Here is a 19316-nt window from a genome sequence, read left to right as displayed (position 1 = left end):
TGCTAATGCAACCGCATTTCCAGGGCTGTGTTGAAGGACGGCAAGAAAGTGAGCTACTTTTGGGGAGTTTTTGCCTGCTCGCCATGATCACGGAAATAATCTCGGATGTCAGTGGATGCTTCCCAGCGATCGAACCACTCGCGAGCCGACAAACTCGAAATGCCGCCCGAGATGCTGCGCTGCGAAACGAGTTCGGCCCAACGCTGTGCGAATTCGGGCTCTACAAACGTCTCACTGTGAAAGTCATCGAGATCGTAGAGTATCGATTCAGGGATCCCACCAATCAACATCCGTCGTTGATCATGGTTGACGCAAAACCAGTGCCCACCGGATTTTTGATCCAGCAACTTCGTCGGAACCAACACGGACTGGCCCAGGGATTTACCATCACGCCAATCCCAAAACCGAACCATTCCGACATCATCGTACGTCACGATAATTCGATCATTTGACAGCATCCCACATCGTGGGTCGGCACCCACTTCCATCGTTGGCGATACCTGCTCGAACGTCTCCGTGTCGAATACCCTTAGCAGATCGTCTTTGGTAACAACCATCAAGTAATCTTCGCTGGTCGACACGGTCATCGCAATCACCCAGTTCGGCAGCCCGATGTCGGGTCGTTCCAGTAGGCGACCGGTATCAAGATCGTAGAATTTGAGCCCGTAGGTCGTTCCGGCCACGATGACTCGTCGTTTCAGTACGACCGCAAAGTCAATGGCGTGACCGCTCGATCGATAAGCAAGAATTTTCTTGCCACTCAGTGGGTCGATCCGAACGAATGTTTTGTCATTACGGTTAACATTGGACTGGCACGCCACAAACAGCCAATCGGGATATTCAAAGTTCTCAATCGACAAGGGCATTTCCAATGCTGATGTCCAAAGCGTATTGCCCTCGACTAAATCCAACATGCCGATCGCGTTGTCGCTCAAAATGATCGCCAAATAGTTGCCGGTACGATCCGGCTGGATTGCGCAGCGGCCACGCAAATCGTTTTGCGCTCGATGTGAGAGTTCAATCGCTTGTACTCGCTCAATCGTGTCACGCCATGTCCACACCTCGACGATCGAAGAGTTGGCGGTCAATTTAGAATACGTCACGATTCGCGATCCATCGCCTAAGAAATGAGCATCCAAGATAGAACCGTTCGCATGAATCGATCGACCGATCTGTTTTCCCGTTGATGAGTCAAAGATCTCAACACGCTGTGTCGCTCGATTCGTTGTTAAGAAGTGTTTCCCGTCCGCGCTGAATCGTTGGTGATCGTAGTTGGATGAGCGCGGGAACTTGGTGATCTCGGCGGGCGGTGTCTCGCCCGGCCAGGCCCAGACACCGAACTGCTCATCGTGATTGGCCATTGCAACTTTCTTGCCGTCAGTCGAAAAGGAGATCAGCCGCGAACCGACACTATTGTAGATCGGCCCTAATCGAGACTTGCCGTTTCTGCTATCCCATACTCGAGATGTCGGCCGCGGACCAACGGTCATCAACGAAACGGTCGATCCGATTTGTGCAACGGCCAAGTAGGGTTCCTGGCCGATGGGCGTAATGTCATCAGCCGTGATTCGATGAGAGCCTGAAAATGCGAACGTGTAGATGTCGTCCGTCTGTGGCGCCAATGTGAAACAATACGGCTTGTCCCGCAACGCCAGCATTCGCGTTTTCTCGTTGGTTTCTAAACTGTACCAGGCAAGAGTCCGTATCTCAAGTGTGACAATTTCATTGGCGGTGGTGAACAGTGGCCATATTGTCCCACCGAGGCTACGTTTTTGATGACGGCCTCGAAGCGAAACCGAAGGCGTTGCCGATAAATCGGAAATATCAATGACACCGAATTGATCGGCACCCAGCACGACCCATTTCGTATCCGTTGGATCGAACACGCAGGCCAAAACCTGCTCATCGAGCGGTTGGCACTGGATCGTTGACCAAGGGGCCGACATGGACATTAAGCAGGCGCTGGAACCTGTCGCGATCGAGAGTTTCTTTCCGTCGGAAGTAAATTTCAGATGCCTGACTGGAGATGCAAAATCAACCTGATGAAGTACGTTCAACTCAGGAAATGCAAGTAGATGAAGCTGGTTCGCGTCGTTCGCGACAGCAAGCAAATCGCCTGCCGGATTCCAGCGAACGCGATACGCATTGCCGATTTCCGGGGGAAACTTGAAACGATTATCGGAAGCGAGATTCCAAATGAAATCGGAGTGTTGGTCGAGAAAAGCGTGACAAGCAAAAAAGTCCGCCGATCGATGAAATTCGAGTTCTTCCATTGACTGTATGGAGCCCGGTTCTGACACTACGATGGGCTGGGGCATTTGTCGCAGAGTCGTACGGAAGCGAATCGAGTTCGCCCAGAGACGGCGAGGACTCCCGTCTCCGATCATGGCCGCCTTCGCGTACCACAACAGGGATTCACCGAGATCGCCTTTTTCAGCCGCTTGCAGACCTAAGATCGTTTGCATGTCTGATTCGCCAATCTTCGCTTGCTTGAGGTTCGCGACTGCATCGAGACGACTCGCCTCGGCCTGTTCAAACGCGGTTTGACGCTGTGTCGTGAGCGTCCGTTGAGAAAGTTCCATTCGCCGAAAGTGAATCGCCGCCCAGCCCGTCGCTAAAAATGCGATCACCAGCAGGGCTGCGAACGCGGACAGCGAAACCGCGAGTGAACGATTGCGTTTCCCCCAACGCACGAGTTGTTCGGACATTGATGGGCGACGAGCCAAAATCGGTTCGTCGTTAACAAAACTGCGTAGGTCCTGCTCCAATTCGGCCGCGTTGTGATAGCGATCCTGTGGATCATGGGCGATCGCTTTGTGGATGATCGTTGCTAAGTCGCGGGATACGCCATCGACGACTTGTGTCAAAGGTGGAGGACCGCTCTTGGTAATGTCATGGACAAGTTGGCGCTGATCGCTGGAGGCAAACGCCGGTGCGAGTGTCAATAGTTCGTACAGCGTGATCCCCAGTGAATAGATGTCACTGCGAGGGTCCGAGTGTCCCTGAAAAGTTTCAGGGGGCATGAAACGGAACGTTCCCAAAATGTTGCCCGTGCCAGTTAACTCCAATCCATCATCAAGCTTTGCTAACCCAAAGTCTGCGACCCATACGGTACCGTGTTCATCGAGAATCAGGTTTGCGGGCTTGATGTCACGGTGCTCAACTCCATACGCATGCGCATGATTGAGGGCAGAAGCGACTTGCGCACCGATCTCTGCCACAAAACGTTGATGTGGCAGCTCACATTTCGCCACAGTTACCGCGAAGTTAGATGTGCCGAATAGCGAGTTATCTGAATTACCATTGACCGCTGGATCTGTCTCGGCCCCAAACGCTGTTTCAAGTCCGGAGGTTCCTTGCGTCTGTCGATCGCGAGTGTCAGTAATCACGCGATCGAGTCCGCAGCCCTGGATGTATTGCATGGCATAAAAGTGCAAATCGCCATCACTTCCGGCACCAAACACCGGCACGATATTGGTATGGTGCAAACGGGCGGCCGCCTGCACTTCGCGTTCAAAACGTCTAACTCGATTATCGTCTTGGAGCGAATGCGGAGGCAAAACCTTGAGCGCGACATGCCGCCCCAACGCGGCTTGCTCGGCTTCGTAAACGACTCCCATACCACCGCGACCAATTTCGCGAACGATGCGAAATTCACCAATGTGCGTTGGCATGTCATTGGGCTGAAGTGGCAGAGGAGGCGATCGATTGCGGGCAAAAAGATGATCGACGGTGTCGTTGACCGTGTCCGCACCGATTCCAGCACGAAGCAACGCGATCAAACTTCGGGGCTCGGCCTCGGCCCGTTCAATCCATTCGTTGCACGTCTGACACTCGCTGACGTGAGCCACTACTGTCTCAGCAATTTCGTCCGAAACCGCGCCCTCGATCCAATCCGCAAGGGTCGAGGGATCGGGACAGTGTTGAGTGGTTTTGTTCATACACCAGTTCTTCGCAAAACCGTTACTGCAAAATAGAACCCGAGCCTTAACAACATCATCACAGCGTGCCAGGTAAATCCTCGCCCAATTCTTCCCGCAGTCGCCGAAGGACTCGAAACCGGGATTGTCGAATGGCCACCGCGGTCATGTTCAAGCTTTGGGCGATCTCCGAAGTTTTCTCACCGTCGATCACCGACCGCCAAAAAGCTTGCCACGTCAGCGGTTCAAAATCTGTCTGCAAAATCGCCAGCGCTCGGGCCGCCAATTGCATGCGTGTCTTGTGCTGCGAACCAGGGTCACTGTCTTCAAACGGGACATTGGGCAATTGGTTGATGAGACGAAAACAGGATAAACCGCGTCCTGCCTTCACTTGCTGCGCGTCTTTGCGTTGCCAATCAGCGATCTTATTTTTCGCAATGCCCCAAATCCAACGTCGCAGGCTTCCACTCTGCTTCGCGTCATGATGATAATTGTCGAAACTCGTCGCGATCGCGAGGAGGATGTCTTGGGCGATGTCGTCGACGGCACTCGGATTCACTTTAGCACGACCGATCCACTCATCAATGAGAGGTCCATAGATTTGGACAAAACGCACCCAAATCTCGTCGTCGCGTGACGCCAAGCCTGCCAAAAGGCTCGGCGATGTCAACGAAAAGTTGGGTATGTTCGACATAAATGGTTCGTTAGGGACGACATAATTCGTTAGTGACAACTTTAGGAACAAGACGCTCCCCGTCGGCGAGTATAGCCGTGTTCGTGGGCTGCTGTTAGAACAATCACTAACGCGGGAAACATTTCTTACGGAAAGTGACTTTTCGAGTAACGGTTTTACGAACAACTATCGAGCGGGTTCTGTGACGTAACAGATTGTTGAACTTGCTGCCGTCCAAAATTAACTCGCGAGGTGAACTCATGTTTTCGTCCCATCACTACACACGCCTGTTCGGACGCAAGCCGAAACAAGAACGCAAATCCTCGCGGATTCGCAGTCGACTGAGCCGGTTTGAGACGCTCGAAAAGCGGAATCTACTGACGACCTACATCGTTACAAGCCTGGAGGATGACGCCCAGGTTACAAGTCCGTTCAGATCTTCCGAGAGTGGATTCACGCTTCGCCAAGCAATCCACGCGGCTTCATTCGATAGCGATTTGTTTGATAGTACGATCCAGGCGGGCGGCGAACAGGATGTGATTCGCTTTGCTGATCATCTCTTCAGCGACGGGGTTCCAAAAACGATTACGTTGCGTCCAGAAATGCACCCCGAGCGGAATTGGCGTGGATTGAGTGGGACTCCAATCTACGCCGGAGCGTTGTTCGTCGACGGGAGCGCGGTTGACAACGACCGGACCACCGTTGATGCCGGCAGCGTGAGCATCATCGGTCCTGGATCGGATATGTTGACGATCGATGCTGGTGGTGCTGCATTCGTGTTCATGGTCGACGATACCGTCAACATCTCAGGGTTGAGGGTCACGGGTGCGACTGCCCGCGGAATCTTTTCGGTCATTAACTTTTCTTTCCCGAATGATGGATTTATCGGTTACGCGTCCAACCTCACCTTGGATGATCTTGTCATCGATCATAACCAAGGAGGCGGCATCTATTTTGCAAACGGATTGCTGAATGTTCGCAATAGCATCATTGAAGAGAACGGTTTCAATGGCGATACGATCAAACAAGCCAACGGTGGCGGTATTCATGCGGGGACCACAGGGGGTGGTTTTGCACGAGTAATCATCGAAGACTCGGTGATCCGAGGTAACAAGGCGTCTCGCGGCGGAGGCATCGCAATCCGGCCCACGGCGTCCGGTGCCAAGGGTGACTTGGTTCTGTTGCGATCGACGATCGAAGGCAATACGGCGAGTAGTCCCGACGGCACTTCCTACGGTGGCGGCATCTTGGCTTCCGGTGTCCTTGAATTTCAACAAAATGGACAGCCCCAAGAAAGTCAGCAAGGAAGTGGATTCACTTCGATCATCGAGTCGGTGATTTCGAACAACTCCGCTGACGTGGGAGGAGGCGTTTTCGTCGATTGGACTTCCGCGAGCGTAGTCGATAGTTTGATCGAGAATAACACCGCAGCCGTTTCCGGCGGTGGCTTCGGCATCTCGTCAACCGATCTGATCCGGCAGGAAAGCTCCGCGAGTTTGACAGTCCGTGGCACGACGATTGCCTCGAATTCGGCTGCCGTTGGAGGTGGTATCGATAACGTGGGTGGGACGCTCGTCGTTACTGAAAGTGCATTGATCGACAATGTTGCTGTTCTCAATGGAGGTGCCATCGCTTTGCGGCGGCAAGCGAGCGATGGCGTGCTTTCTCTGAAAGGGCCTCAAACGACGCTCACCAACACAACCATTTCGGGCAATCAGGCCGGTGACTTCGGTGGCGGTCTCTTCTACGATCCCATCACGTTCGGATTCGAAGATGAACCCAATTTAAATCAAAGCCAAAGGGACGCATTCACTCCCGAGCAGCAAGAGGAACTGTCTGCTCGACTGAGACTGATTAACACGACCATCACTCTCAATCGCGCCGACACAAACGATGATTCGGTCGGTGGCGGTGGGGGATTGGCGGTCAAGGAAGTCGACGGTCACCCCTCGACTCGGCTGGTCAATTCGATCGTGGCGGGCAACTCACGGGGTTCCATCGCCGGCACTCCGGATGACATTCATCTACTTTCTGCACAGCCGCTGCTCGTCGATCAAAGCCGTTACAACCTCATTGGTGATCCGGCGAGTGCAGGCGGATTGCTGCCGGACCCCAACGGCAACATCGGCCATGGAAATATCGTCGGTGATTCCACGGGCAACCCCATCGAACTCGATCGCGTTCTGTTCCGCGATCTATCCGAAAATCTAGGCAACTCACCCTTGTTGCCACTCGTTGAGACAGACAGGCGTATCGGTCGACCTGCCGTTCACGCACTCAAGCTCGATAGTCCGGCGGTGGATGCCGGAACACCGTTTCTACCCTCTCAGGCGGAGGGAATTCGTTATGACGCGAGCGGCAATGCGATCATTCCGGTCGACTTGCAGACGCCGTATGACGATGCCCTTGTCTCGGACCAACGAGGCTATCCGTTTGTGCGTACTGAACGAACGTTTGCCGACGATTTGGTACTGACCCGTCCGGTCGATATCGGTGCGTATGAAGCTCAAATCCGACCGATTTTCAGCAGCAGCGAATTGGTCGTTTCTACGCTCGATGACGAGATTGATGGTGACTACTCGCCCGGCCAGTTGTCGCTGCGTGAAGCGATCGAGATCGCCAATCGCTCACCCGATCCAAACGGAATTCGGTTCGCGCCGTCGTTGATTCAAACCGACGTGGGCGTCACGTCCAGGATCACGTTGAACTCAGCCTTGCAAGTTCTTTACGACTTGGTGCTGACTGGCCCCGGTGCGGACCTGCTCGAGATCAGCGGCAACAATACGACCAGAATGCTCGAGATCGGCCCGTTGGCGACAACGCAGATTTCCGGACTCACCTTCCGTGACGGTTTTGGTTCTCGATCCAATGATGATTTCGGAGTTCTCAAAGTAGAGGCCCTTGGCGGCGCATTGTACAACGCAGGCGACACAACGATTCGAGACACGGTATTTTCCGACAACGAAGCTGCTCAATTTAGCGGTGGAGCGATCTCGAACTCCGGGACAATGGTCATCCGCGACTCGGTATTGAATCATAATCGGGCGAATCGCGGAGGTGCTATTTCAAATTCCGCAGATGATACCGTGTTTAACAGGCACTCACTGCAGGTGGGTCCCAATGTCTTGCTCGACAATAACGACGCGGTTCTTTCCGGCGGCGCGATCTTCAGCAGTGAGCCGCTCGTCATCCTGGACTCAATATTGAGTAACAACCGCGCCGACAATGGTGGAGCGATCGACGCGCGACGCCCGCGGAGCAGTGACGAAGGGGTGCCTACGACGATTCGGCGAACCGTGATCTCTGGCAACGAGGCACGATTCGATCGAGGTGGCGCGATCGACGCCGAGACCAAACTTGAAATCTTTGATTCCACCATCGCTGGCAATCGACTGCTCGCTGAGCAACGGGCCGGCAATAGCCAAACCGAAGCGACCGGGGGCGGGATCTACGCGAGAGGTGTCCTATCGATAGAGCGGACAACAGTCAGTGGAAATGTGATCTCCGGAGGCACACGTCCAGGCGCTGGTGGAGGCGTCTATGCGCAGGGCAGTACAGAGATTACGACCAGCACGATTTCGGAAAACACGATCAACGCTCCGCAGGGTCGTGGTGGCGGCGTCTTTCTCTTAAATACCATCACCAATCGTGCCAATATCCATAGCAGCACGATCGCTTTCAACACGATTGGGGTTGGGGTGGGAGCCGGGTTGCATTCCGATATCGGTTTTTTGGGACTCAACAATACGATCATTGCTGATAACCGCTCACTGCAATCATCCACTCTCGTCGTGGCGGAGCAGGTCTATTTTGCCGGAGGTAATGCAAGAGCGAGTATACGCAATGTGATTCCGAATTACGGTCCTCAGAAGTCACTCTCGGGCGTGGGCGGACCGTCTGCGTCTATCTTTACTTTTGAAAATGGCGAGGCAGCCACAGATACGTCCGACCCGGGATTGCTGGCCTTAGCGGACAATGGTGGACGCACCAAAACGCACGCAGTGGGAGCGTTGAGTAAGGCGATCGACAATGGTGTGCGAGTCGGCTTAGTCGATCAACGCGGCTTCCCCGTCACGGATCAAGCCTCCGATGCTTTTACAACGCAAGGTCTTGATGGGAAATTCAGTGACATCGGCGCCTACGAGGCAAGTCAAGTTCAATCGATCGCTTTCACCGCGGAAACTCGGAACGCGAGTCAATTCAGTTCCGACTCGGCGGCCGTGTTCGGGCGTGGAATCGATGATGGGCGGCTTAACAGCAGTGTGCCCAAAGAGCCTGGATTCCTGGGCCTCGAATTTGACAAGTCATTCGCGGTCGGCGCCGGAATCTACAAAGACCCATTATTCGGCAGCCAGTGGGGTGCCGAGGCAACCGCCAGCGTCGACGGACGGTTGGGCATCGAGTATGGGTACTACGTCAACTCGGGCAGCGTCGACACGTTCTATGACGGCAGTTTTGTTTACTCCGTCAACAAGGGTGCCGGAGATCTATTCACGATCTCAACGGGAACTCAGTTGAACGACGGCAGCTTGTTCACCGTTTCGCCACGAATCAGTGCCTACGCCGATTTGGTGTTTGAGTTCAATGCATCGATCTCGGGCAAGGGGTGTGTCGTCTATTGTGTCAGCGGTGAGTTGCCTGTTGGCGTTGATTTGACATTGCCATTGTTTTCGATCAATCGTCAGGAAGAAGACGACAACGGCAATCCACAATTTCTCGGCCCCAATGGCTTGACGTCCGATAGCAATGGTGGGAACAACCCGCCCGCGTTTGATGGTGAAGTCAAATTGTCGATCCTGGACTATGCCGAACTACTGGCCAATGGAATCGAAGATGGCGGCAAACTGATCGATAAGTTGGCCGGCGCACGAGAGAGCGAACGCCAGGCGTCCATCGATAAATCACGTGGTATCGGCAGTGACGCGGACAATGATCGCAAAATCCGCGAGGCCAAAGCCGACCAGAAAGAGTTGACCACAAAAGACAAGGGCAAACAGAATGTCAAAGCAGGGGCCTTCGACATCTCGTTCGGGCAAGCCGAAGACTTACTGGGCGTGGAATTAGAACTTTCCGTTGGTGCGGAAAAGGCTGGTGTCGGAGTCACCAAATCGATCGGCAAGTTAGCCGTGACGGTTCCCGATATCCAATTGTCGGACACGGAATTCGACAATTCCGGTGGAACCTTATCGGCGACGACAGACGACTTTGCACCGGGCAGCGAATTGGATTCCAAACGCAACCTCGCCGCCTTGTCCGTCGACATCGGCGCCCTTGGACCTTTTGGCGTTTATACGATCGATGCCGGACCCATCGAAATCGAGGCGACAACGGTTTCTTATGTGATCACGCCACGCTTTGCGATCGGACAAACGGTGAAGGTCGAGCCGTTCTTTGATGCCAACCATCAAGCCGGATTTGATTTCGCGTTTAATGGCGGCGGGACGATTGACGTCTTCATTGGGGATGCGATTTCGCCCCAAGTGATCGCCTCAGGCGGAACGATTAGTTTCATGCCAGGCTCACAAGTTCGAGTCGATTCCAAAGGCAAGGATGTCGAAATCACCCCTTCGGTGACGCTTGGCAATCGGTTCTCCAACGATATCAAGTTGGAGTTCGATATCATCGGGATGCTCGAAATTTTGAGACTGAAACTCAACGCATTCGGCAAGGAATTGTTCGATATCGGTCCGCTGTACGAAACATCGCATTCGCTGTTGGATGCGATTGGTGTGGGAGAGATCAATTTGGGATCCATCTTTGCGGGAACGTTCGACCTGCCCGCCAGCAAAACAACGCTTAAGTCATTTCGGCTGAAGGATATGACGGAAGGTTCGGTCCGCGATGGGAAAACTCCCGGTGGTGCGTTTGTATTGACATCGAGTCAGCCCACAACGGTCGATCCGATCGATGGTGCGATCACGTACTTCACCGTCCCGCTAATAGGTGCGGATGGTGTCCTGCACAGTAACGTGTTGCTGCAGAGTTCCGTGGGTGATGTTGTCGCGGTCATCCCTCCGTACTCGGGCGTGGAGCTCGAGACGCTCAATGGCGGTTCGTTTCGGCTCAAAGGGTTTGAGAATCTGCTAGGAAGCGAGGCCGTGTTTGGTGTCAAATTCTCCGGTGGTGCGCCGCGAAGTGTGACGCTGACGGCTGAGGGCAGCGACCCGTTAACGGCACTGGGCATGCGCACCGACGAGCTGAACACCAACGCGATGCAAGCCCAGTTCGAATCGGCCACGAATCTGTTCGTGCGTGACACCGATCTGGCCTTGGACATTGATGGCGACGGGCGGCTATTGCCGACGACGGATGGATTGTTGATCGCGCGGTTCATGGATGGCCAGACAGGTGCCGATCTCATTGCCGGGATTACGTCGACCGACGTGGTCACTTTGGCGGCCACGCGAACGAGTGCCACGGACATCTACGCTTACCTGGAAGAGTTGTCAGCGATGGGCCGGTTGGATGTCGACAACAATGGTGACGTGCAGGCGGACATCGACGGTTTGCTGATCCTTCGCCACTTGTCGGGAATCGGTTTGACGTCGCGATTCGATACCGCACTGACTGATGGAATCACGTTCACCGCTGACAGCAAGCGAAAGCTGCCAGCGGATATCAAAGCCTTCATCGACGGTGGTTCCGTTCCCGCACTGAATCAAGCCGTTGCCGATCGTGTGTTGTCGTTGTCGGATCGAGACTCACCCGCCGAGCGTATATCAAGCAGTGCGGTGCTCGGTTCATCGCCCTACTACGCCAGCCAAGGCGACTTCATTGACGGAACGGGTAGCTACCGTCTGCTCACGCTCGGCCAGTTCGTGCAGTACCAGGATACGTTGCTACGCAGCAGCGTTGATGCGAACGTTCGTACGCTGGTGATGACCCAGGCCAAAGGCACGCCGAGCCGCACCGTCGATGCTCCAGAAGAGTTTCGACGTTTTCTAAACGATCCGCTGTCGGCGGAAATCGATGAGATTGTCGATCGAATGGTGCGAGAGAATCGCAATCGCTTGTTGGGAACGGACGAACCGATTTTCGTGCGGTTGCCCTACGACACGGCTTACGAATTCGTACTGCCTGACGGCGTGACGGCCACGGAGCTGCATTTTGATCCCAATGCCGGTGGCAATATTTTCTTGCAGCACACACTCGCGAATTCTGGTTCCGAAGTGGACTTTGACTTGTTCCTGCCCGCCACGTCGCAAACGATCGAAGTCTCGATGAGTGGGCCGCCCGTCGTTTTGCCTGTTGGGACGACGCGGTTTGAATTACGACCGCGCGAGTTTGTCGGTGAGGCATTGCGCGATCCTGCGGTCCAATCGGACCCGAGTCTGGACTTGAATATCGGCATCTTGATGCAAGGGGCCGTCACGTCAGCGAATGTCTTGACCGTCAACACACTTGATACCAGGATTACTCGAATCGCCGAGCCGGCCCCGGTCGTGCGAGGCCAATTGGTAGTGGTCCCGGCGATCGACGCGAATCCGTCGCCCGGCGAGAAGTTCACCGTCGATGTAATGTACAAAACCGATGGTGCCAGTGGAACGATTCCACCAGGGCTGCTGATCGAAGTTCACTACAATTCCAGTCAAGTCAATTTTTTGAATCTACCGTTCGTTTTTGCCAATGGTTTGGTCAACAGCATCAGTGCTGAGAGTCCCGAGGACAAAGCCATCAATGACGGAAACTTGCGAACCGATCGGACGATGATTTTTTCGTTCTCGGACTTCTTGGGAGCTTGGCCAGCGAGTTCGACTGAATCTGTCACGCTCGCCACGATCCAATTCGAATCGATCAATCAGCCTGGTGCCGGTGAGATGACGGTCACAGGAATCGCATCGAACGGTTTTGTTTTCGAGATCAGCGATAGCGAACCCGAACCCATCAGCGATTTGCTGGTTATCTCCGGTGCGGATCAAATTTTATCGATGTCGAACACCTTCACCGTCAACACGCCTGTGAAGTCGATTGATATCCGCGGAATCGGCGACAACCGACTCCAACTCAACGTCGCTACCATTCGCAACTTCTTCGAAAATGCGACCGTCGATATCGTTTCGGATTCAGGCGATGCAGTGGTTTTCGATGGGGGTTGGAAGTTCGATTCGGTTCGCATCGTTGGTGGAGCAATCAGCCGACGATTTTCTCAAGATGGCGTTTTCGCCAATTTAATTGGACCCGATGACTTCACCAATCCTATCATTTCTTTCGATGTCAATTTTGATGGACGTGTGACCGCGGTCGATGCGTTGGAAGTGATCAACGAACTGAACAGACCGACACTCACCACCGGTGGATCGTCAGGGGCGAACCAGCTGCCCAATGCCAACGCACTGAACCTTTCCGCGTACCGTTTTCTCGACGTCTCACGCGACCGTCAGGTAACCGCTCTGGACGCACTGCAAGTCATTAACGCACTGTACCGATCTTCCGGACAAGGTGAAGATGTAACTGCAGAGTCGGAGATGCTGCCCGCCGTTGGCATGGTCCAAGTCGTTGGCATGGTCCAAGTCGTTGGCATGGTCCAAGCCGTTGGCATAGTCCAATACGACGAGCAAACACTCCGACACCAGCGTTTGGTCGATCCGTCCGAACGACAACCCGAGCCAACAACGGAGCTCATAAAGATCAGCAGCCCTGATCTCACGGTGCCCACGATTCACCCCATTGACGCGGTCGAGCCGCAGATTCCACTGACGGATCACGATGAGGAGTTTTTGACAATGCCAATGTCAAGGTCGATCATCGATCAGGTCATGACCGACTTCGAGATGTTGCAGGCCAGTGATTAGGCCCATCAGTCCGCATCGAACTCTGCAGACGACTCGCCGAAATCCCTCATTAAAAATGAATTGAACTGCGGTGCAAAATATAACAACGCTCGGCTGATTTTGTTTTGTCCATTCTGTCCAAACGATGAGTATTTTGGTGACGCACACGAACTTTGTACGAGGAAGAGAATCAAAGCCCTGGGAAAAGAACTTTGAAGAATCGGACGCGATCGAGAAGGCAATGCAGGTCTTCTGGGAGAAGGGCTAGGCACGGCAACTTCGTCACTACACGAACATCACTTGCATAACGTCTTGGCCAACGACCGACAACACTCTGGCTGCCTCATTAAGATAAACACATTTGCCCTTTCGGAGATCGCCGCCGCTCCCGGCCGCCAACGGTGCCGCCGTCTTGTTTTCCCGCAGCGAAGCAAGTGCCAACTCCACTAAGACCGGATACGACGACACAGTCGGTTTTGCAACCGGATACGTCTGTGGCGTCGCCGGTTCGGTCACAATCGGCTCCGGCTTGGCCAGCGGCGTCATCGGATCAACCGCCACCGGTTCCGGCTCGGTCACATCCATAATTGCCGGCGGCGTCGCCGCGTCATCCGTCCTCTCGGATACCACGCTAACCGGCGTGCCGCACACAAGAATGGAAGCGAACAAAAAAGGCGACCGCCCCACCGCCTAAAAGATTGCCAGCACGCGAATTCACAGCACCGACTCCGGTGCACCGTTTAGACGCACGCAGCACCCCATTACAATCGATCCGCACCGTGCGAGCAAGTTCGTGGGTTTATCGCGGTGTCCCCGTAGGATTGGCCTGCAAGCGGCTAGCATGTACCTGCTCCTTTATGGACTGCGTGGCCGTTTCGCAATTTTCCTCGTAATTCACGGGAAATGCAATTTCGTGCGTGTAGAGGCCACAGCCGGTCGCCTCGACCTAGAATTAACGCTACGCCCTCGGGGACGCCCAAGAGTTCATCAAAACCAAAACAATGACTCCTGCCACCTTTATTTTCCCATCACTGCTGGCAGTCGCTGAGCGCCCGAGTTGGCATTCGACGGTCTCAGTTGCCAAACCCTTCGCCTTTCTGCTACACGATTGTTAGTATTGACGTATCGTTTCTGGTTTTCCAATCGAATGAGGCAGGGAATGCGTTTGATAGCAACCCTCGGACTTGTCGTTTCGTTTTGTTTCTCGATACAAGCGGAGGACGCGTCAACAGCCACTGACGTCAAAATACAGTTACTGAAGATCGAGCTTGAGAGCTACCTCAATGCTTACAAGGACGTTTCGGCGAACCTTCGTGAGCTTGAAGCAAAACTCGCTCTTACTTACAGCTCAGAATCGAGAGCCATATTGGAAGAGAATCGGGACAGTCTACGCATGCATCTTGACGCGTTGGCAGCTCGTGCAAACGAAACCGCGATACGGATTGGTAAAACGGCGACTGAGACCCGCATAAAAAGGACTCTACCAGACGGCACACGGGTCTATCTTCGAAACCGGATGAGATCGACTGGTCGCGAATTAGATGTCGCGATTGAGGGCCTGGGTTTCTTTCAGGCAGTCGATCCAAACACGGATGCGATGGTTTATGCACGCGTCGGCAATCTCAGTATAAACGCCGATGGCTACTTGGTATTGGGTTCTGCGCGATCTGGCCCCCCTCTCATACCATCGATCCAGATTCCAGCGAATGCAGTTAACATCCTAATTTTTCCAAATGGAGAAGTGAGTTGCAAACTGCCTGGCGAGTCGGAATTGCAGCTGGTAGCGCAGATGTATTTGTCTCAGTTCGCTAATCCTGGTGGCTTACAGGAGATCGATGAGAATCTGTTTTCGGAAACCGAGGCATCTGGGCCTGCGAATGTGACGACACCCAGACAAGATGGCGCCGGAGCTATTCGTCAGACAGTTATTGAGGTATCCGATAGCTACCTGGTCCGTGAATTAATCGAACGCCTAGCCGATTCGCACATTGCTGAATATTACCCAGAATCCTCGCGATCACGCTGACAATGCCAGCGCTCTCAACAAATCGTCTTTTCGCCGCCCGGGCGATGAAACCGTAGCATCTAGGTTGGATTGAATTCGGGTGCGAAGGTGCGGTTGACTGAAACCTTGTCGCTCTTCTCGTTAATACACACGCATCGTTGCTTGTGGAAGTTATCGAACGAGTCGATGGGCGAAGTCGCGAGTGGCGGCCGAGTAACGATTCGCCGAGGCTGCCACAACGCCAATGGATCAGTATCTCGAACTATCTAGGCAGTTGCTCTTCAGGCTTCCAAAAAATGAGGTAAGGCTGATGGCTGACGAACGATCCGAAATCAAATCGTATGAAGAGTTGGTTAACCAACAGCCACGAAGTGGCGATAGGTTGCCCCGTGTGTTTTATTCATTCTGACATAACTCATTGCAGTAAGTAAATCTGCTTGGTTCTCGTGTGCGTGGATTAGGCAGAATGATTATTTGGCAAAATGATTTCCAGACTGGAGGTGCTTTGGTTTTTAATCATTTTGCCAGTCAATTATTTTGCCAATTTCCAATACAGGCTGCTTGCGGCTGCGCCAGGATAAGACGCAAGGTTCGGTATTTGACAAATCAAATGGGTCAAACCTCTTCGTTTCAGCGGGAGCAGGTGGCAGACTAACGCAATGCCTCGATCACTCCGAGCGGACGAAGTTTCATGTCGCCCCTTCGGGGCTTTGGAATCACGCTGTCTCCAGCATCCACGGGCTCACGCCCGTGGCTACATCGTGCCGTCCCTCGGGGACTGACTAACAACCACGCTCGTGGCGATAGGTTGCCCCATGTGTTTTATTCATTCTGACATAACTCATTGCAGTAAATGATTCTGCTTGGTTCTCGTGTGCGTGGATTAGGCAGAATGATTATTTGGCAAAATAATTTCCAGACTGGAGGTGCTTTGGATTTTAATCATTTTGCCAGTCAATTATTTTGCCAATTTCCAATACAGGCTGCTTGCGGCTGCGCCAGGATAAGACGCAAGGTTCGGTATTTGACAAATCAAATGGGTCAAACCTCTTCGTTTCAGCGGGAGCAGGTGGCAGACTAACGCAATGCCTCGATCACTCCGAGCGGACGAAGTTTCATGTCGCCCCTTCGGGGCTTTGGAATCGCGTTGTCTCCAGCATCCACGGGCTCACGCCCGTGGCTACATCGTGCCGTCCTTTCGGGACTAACAACAGCCACGAAGTGGCGATAGGTTGGCCCGGAGAAAAACATTCCGGTTGGTGACGTTGCTGGTTCCATGAACTGTCGCGAGCTGTGCGATCGCTGGCGCCGGTTCAGTAGCTTTCGGACTTTGGGCTCCCGAGTTCTTCATGCTTATGCATTCTAAAGTTGCACTATTGTCGTGTTTCCATGCAAACCATAACCCGAAGTGTCAGCGAGGGACCGCGTTTAGATCGAGATTCCCTCGCTTACGCATCGGGTTGTGAAAAATGCGCAACTTCAAGACTTACGCTTCAGGGCTACGTGCTGTCGCCGCTGCTGCGGCTGGTGGAACGGGACATCAGGCATTCAGCTTTCGGATCCCAATGCCGGGCAAGTCGCTGAGTGTCAATTTGCCGTCGATCACCTTCACCCCTTCGTAGAGATCATTGGTGATAAGCAGGTTCCCGTCCAGATCGGCCCAGTCCACGAGCGGCGACAATTGTGCGGCCGCCGACACGGCGCAAGACGTTTCAGTCATGCATCCAATCATCACCTTCATATTCAAAGCTCTGGCAACGGTGATCATCTTCTGGGCCTCACGCAAGCCGGTGCTCTTCATCAACTTGATATTGATTCCGGAGTACACCCCTTGGAAGTCGGCCACGTCGCCCAAACGCTGAAACGCCTCGTCGGCAATGATGGGAAGGGGGCTTTTGGACGTCAGCCAAGCCAAATCATCGACGGCGGTCTTGGCAAGCGGCTGCTCCACAAACTCAGTCCCCTGCTCTGCCAACCAGTGCACCATCTCCAACGCCTGGTGCTTGTCGCTCCACCCCTGGTTCACATCGACATAGATGGGCACGTCCGTCACCGAACGCACCGCGTCGATCATTTCCCGGTCGTTGCCTCCCCCAAGTTTGACTTTCAGCACCTTGAATCGTGCAGCCTCTTTTGTCTTCATCTTCACCATTTCGGGAGTGTCGATCCCGATGGTAAACGAGGTCATGGGGGTGTTTGCCGGATTGATCCCCCACAGCTTGTGCAGCGGCTTGTTTAGCAACTTGCCGAGCAGATCATGCAGGGCAATATCGACACACGCTTTTGCCGCGCGGTTGCCTTCATCCAAGGCGTCCACATAGGCGAGAATATCGTCCAACAGAAAAGGGTCCTTGAACTGCCCCAACTTCACCTTGCTGAGGAATTGGATCACTGACTGCTGCGACTCGCCCAGGTACGGAGGCATGGATGCTTCCCCATACCCCGTCAGTCCTTCGTACTGAATCTCGGCAAGCACCACGGGAGTTGTGTTTCGAGAGTTTCCAGCGACGGTAAAGGTGTGTTCGAGTTGCAACTCATAGGGACTGAAGCTCAACTTCATTTTCCCGTTTCCATTCCGCGCCGGCGTCAACGCGGGCGATGCGGGGTTTTCCTGTGCCGTGCACCTCGTCATTGGGAATGCAGTCGCCAGGGAAGCCAATCCCAGACCGCTCAGAAAGACTCTTCTTCCGCTCTTCATTCGGTGCTCCTGATGATTTCGTTGTAAAAGGCATTCTTCGCCGTGGGCCGGAAACCGTCATATCGCTCGCCAACAATCCTAACCGCTCTCACAAACATAGCGGGGTAGCTCTCGATGAAATTGGGTTGGGTGCTGTCCATGCTGTTGATGCTGACCCGTTCTCGGTAACCTGCTGAATGAATGTATTCGCCCCCGCCAATGTACATGGCCACATGGCTTACCTTCTCTTCTGCTTTTGCTGATGCTTTTCTGCCAAAGAATAGCAGGTCACCCGGCTCCAGGTCGTCCGGAATAAAGTCGGTTGTTAGTTCTCTGCCGATCAGGGCCTGCATATTTGCATCCCTTGGCAACAGTATTCCATTCATGAAATAGACGTTGCATATCAGTCCGCTGCAATCAATGTTCTTGGACGACGTTCCGCCCCATAGATAGGGAATCCCATGAAACTTCAGGGCTGTCTGAACAAGATTTTCCTGCGCGGTACTTTGATGAAAGATCGCCTCCGCTGAAACCAGTTCGCGACTATCGACCCAACCCAGACGTCCATCGGGGTACAGGACCTGGGTGAACCCAGCCTGCTCAGAGACTTTGCACAGGATGTTCCCGATCACGAGGTCGCTGACCGGCAACGACTCGACATCCGGGGCACTGTAGGACCGTCCAGACTGGACCATATAAATGACTTTTTCTGACTCTCGGTAAGCTGTCAGTTGCTGTTGATTGACACGCTGCACCTCGGCTGTATTCACCCAGCCGATGTATCCGTCGGGAACTTGGATCAGAGCCTTGCCGCTCTCTGTTTTCAGGATCCGAACGGGGGTGCCCAACAGGGCCTGTGTCACGAGTTCCTTGGTGCTGCTGGGTTCACGACGCAAATGGATCACCGAATTATTCACCAGTGCATTGACGATTGATCCCGTCTCCTTCTCGGGCAGTAGCACCAGCTGGTTGACCACCTCTGGAAACTGCTTCTCAAGTGCTCGCTGAACCGCATCAAAAGTCTCCTGGCTGGACAGGTTTCCCCGTACCTGCCAGGCCCCTTGCGCTGCATGAACATGAACATCCCAAAGTTCGACTCGAGTATCAGGTGCATGCGTTTCGCGCAGCGAGCCCAACAGTTCATTCAGTTCTGAAATGGTTGGCGTCGACGGGGAGGCAAACGAACAAGCGAGCAAAAGCGGCAACAGCAGGATCATCAAGGTTCTTCCGCGGGGTTGGGTGGGAGATCAATTCACCTCGGTACGGCCAT

General features: G+C 53.8%; 7 protein-coding genes. 2 read left to right on the top strand and 5 right to left on the bottom strand.

Annotated elements, in window-relative coordinates; genetic code table 11:
- Window positions 1-53 precede the first annotated feature (53 nt).
- Both SH528x_RS19100 and SH528x_RS19095 read right to left on the bottom strand, forming a co-directional pair.
- Window positions 54-3941, bottom strand: a complete 3888-nt coding sequence (locus SH528x_RS19100; protein WP_442505049.1) for a protein kinase domain-containing protein — start codon at window positions 3939-3941, stop codon at window positions 54-56.
- 58 nt (window positions 3942-3999) lie between these two features.
- A complete protein-coding gene (locus tag SH528x_RS19095) occupies window positions 4000-4614 on the bottom strand; it encodes an RNA polymerase sigma factor (RefSeq protein ID WP_442505048.1) in 615 nt (204 codons plus the stop codon).
- A 239-nt stretch (window positions 4615-4853) separates the two neighbouring features.
- Between SH528x_RS19095 and SH528x_RS19090 the strand changes: the two genes are divergently transcribed.
- The gene (locus SH528x_RS19090; RefSeq protein ID WP_442505047.1) at window positions 4854-13385 is read left to right on the top strand and encodes a choice-of-anchor Q domain-containing protein; all 8532 of its coding nucleotides are present in this window, start codon (window positions 4854-4856) and stop codon (window positions 13383-13385) included.
- 264 nt (window positions 13386-13649) lie between these two features.
- On the opposite strand, the gene SH528x_RS19085 is transcribed toward SH528x_RS19090, so the two are convergent.
- Entirely contained in the window at window positions 13650-14033 is a 384-nt protein-coding gene (locus tag SH528x_RS19085) for a hypothetical protein (protein WP_442505046.1), read from the bottom strand.
- 490 nt (window positions 14034-14523) lie between these two features.
- Between SH528x_RS19085 and SH528x_RS19080 the strand changes: the two genes are divergently transcribed.
- Window positions 14524-15390, top strand: coding sequence for a hypothetical protein (locus SH528x_RS19080; RefSeq protein ID WP_442505045.1), 867 nt, complete (start codon window positions 14524-14526; stop codon window positions 15388-15390).
- 1519 nt (window positions 15391-16909) lie between these two features.
- Here the strand turns inward: SH528x_RS19080 and SH528x_RS19075 are convergent.
- A complete protein-coding gene (locus tag SH528x_RS19075; RefSeq protein WP_442505044.1) occupies window positions 16910-18067 on the bottom strand; it encodes a dipeptide epimerase in 1158 nt (385 codons plus the stop codon).
- Window positions 18064-19263 (bottom strand): C40 family peptidase, encoded by a 1200-nt coding sequence (locus SH528x_RS19070; protein ID WP_442512060.1) that lies wholly within the window; start codon window positions 19261-19263, stop codon window positions 18064-18066. Before SH528x_RS19070 ends, SH528x_RS19075 begins: the two co-directional genes overlap by 4 nt.
- Window positions 19264-19316: the final 53 nt, after the last annotated feature.

The sequence above is a fragment of the Novipirellula methanifontis genome (assembly GCF_052161655.1).
Classification (GTDB): domain Bacteria; phylum Planctomycetota; class Planctomycetia; order Pirellulales; family Pirellulaceae; genus Novipirellula.
The sequence above is the reverse complement of the archived record's forward strand: the minus strand, read 5'-3'. Positions and strand labels throughout refer to the sequence as shown.

Excerpts from the sequence above, each read along its gene's own strand:
- SH528x_RS19100 (WP_442505049.1), bottom strand. The coding sequence starts at position 3,941 with ATGAACAAAACCACTCAACACTGTCCCGATCCCTCGACCCTTGCGGAT.
- SH528x_RS19095 (WP_442505048.1), bottom strand. The coding sequence starts at position 4,614 with ATGTCGAACATACCCAACTTTTCGTTGACATCGCCGAGCCTTTTGGCA.
- SH528x_RS19090 (WP_442505047.1), top strand. The coding sequence starts at position 4,854 with ATGTTTTCGTCCCATCACTACACACGCCTGTTCGGACGCAAGCCGAAA.
- SH528x_RS19080 (WP_442505045.1), top strand. The coding sequence starts at position 14,524 with ATGCGTTTGATAGCAACCCTCGGACTTGTCGTTTCGTTTTGTTTCTCG.
- SH528x_RS19075 (WP_442505044.1), bottom strand. The coding sequence starts at position 18,067 with ATGAAGAGCGGAAGAAGAGTCTTTCTGAGCGGTCTGGGATTGGCTTCC.
- SH528x_RS19070 (WP_442512060.1), bottom strand. The coding sequence starts at position 19,263 with ATGATCCTGCTGTTGCCGCTTTTGCTCGCTTGTTCGTTTGCCTCCCCG.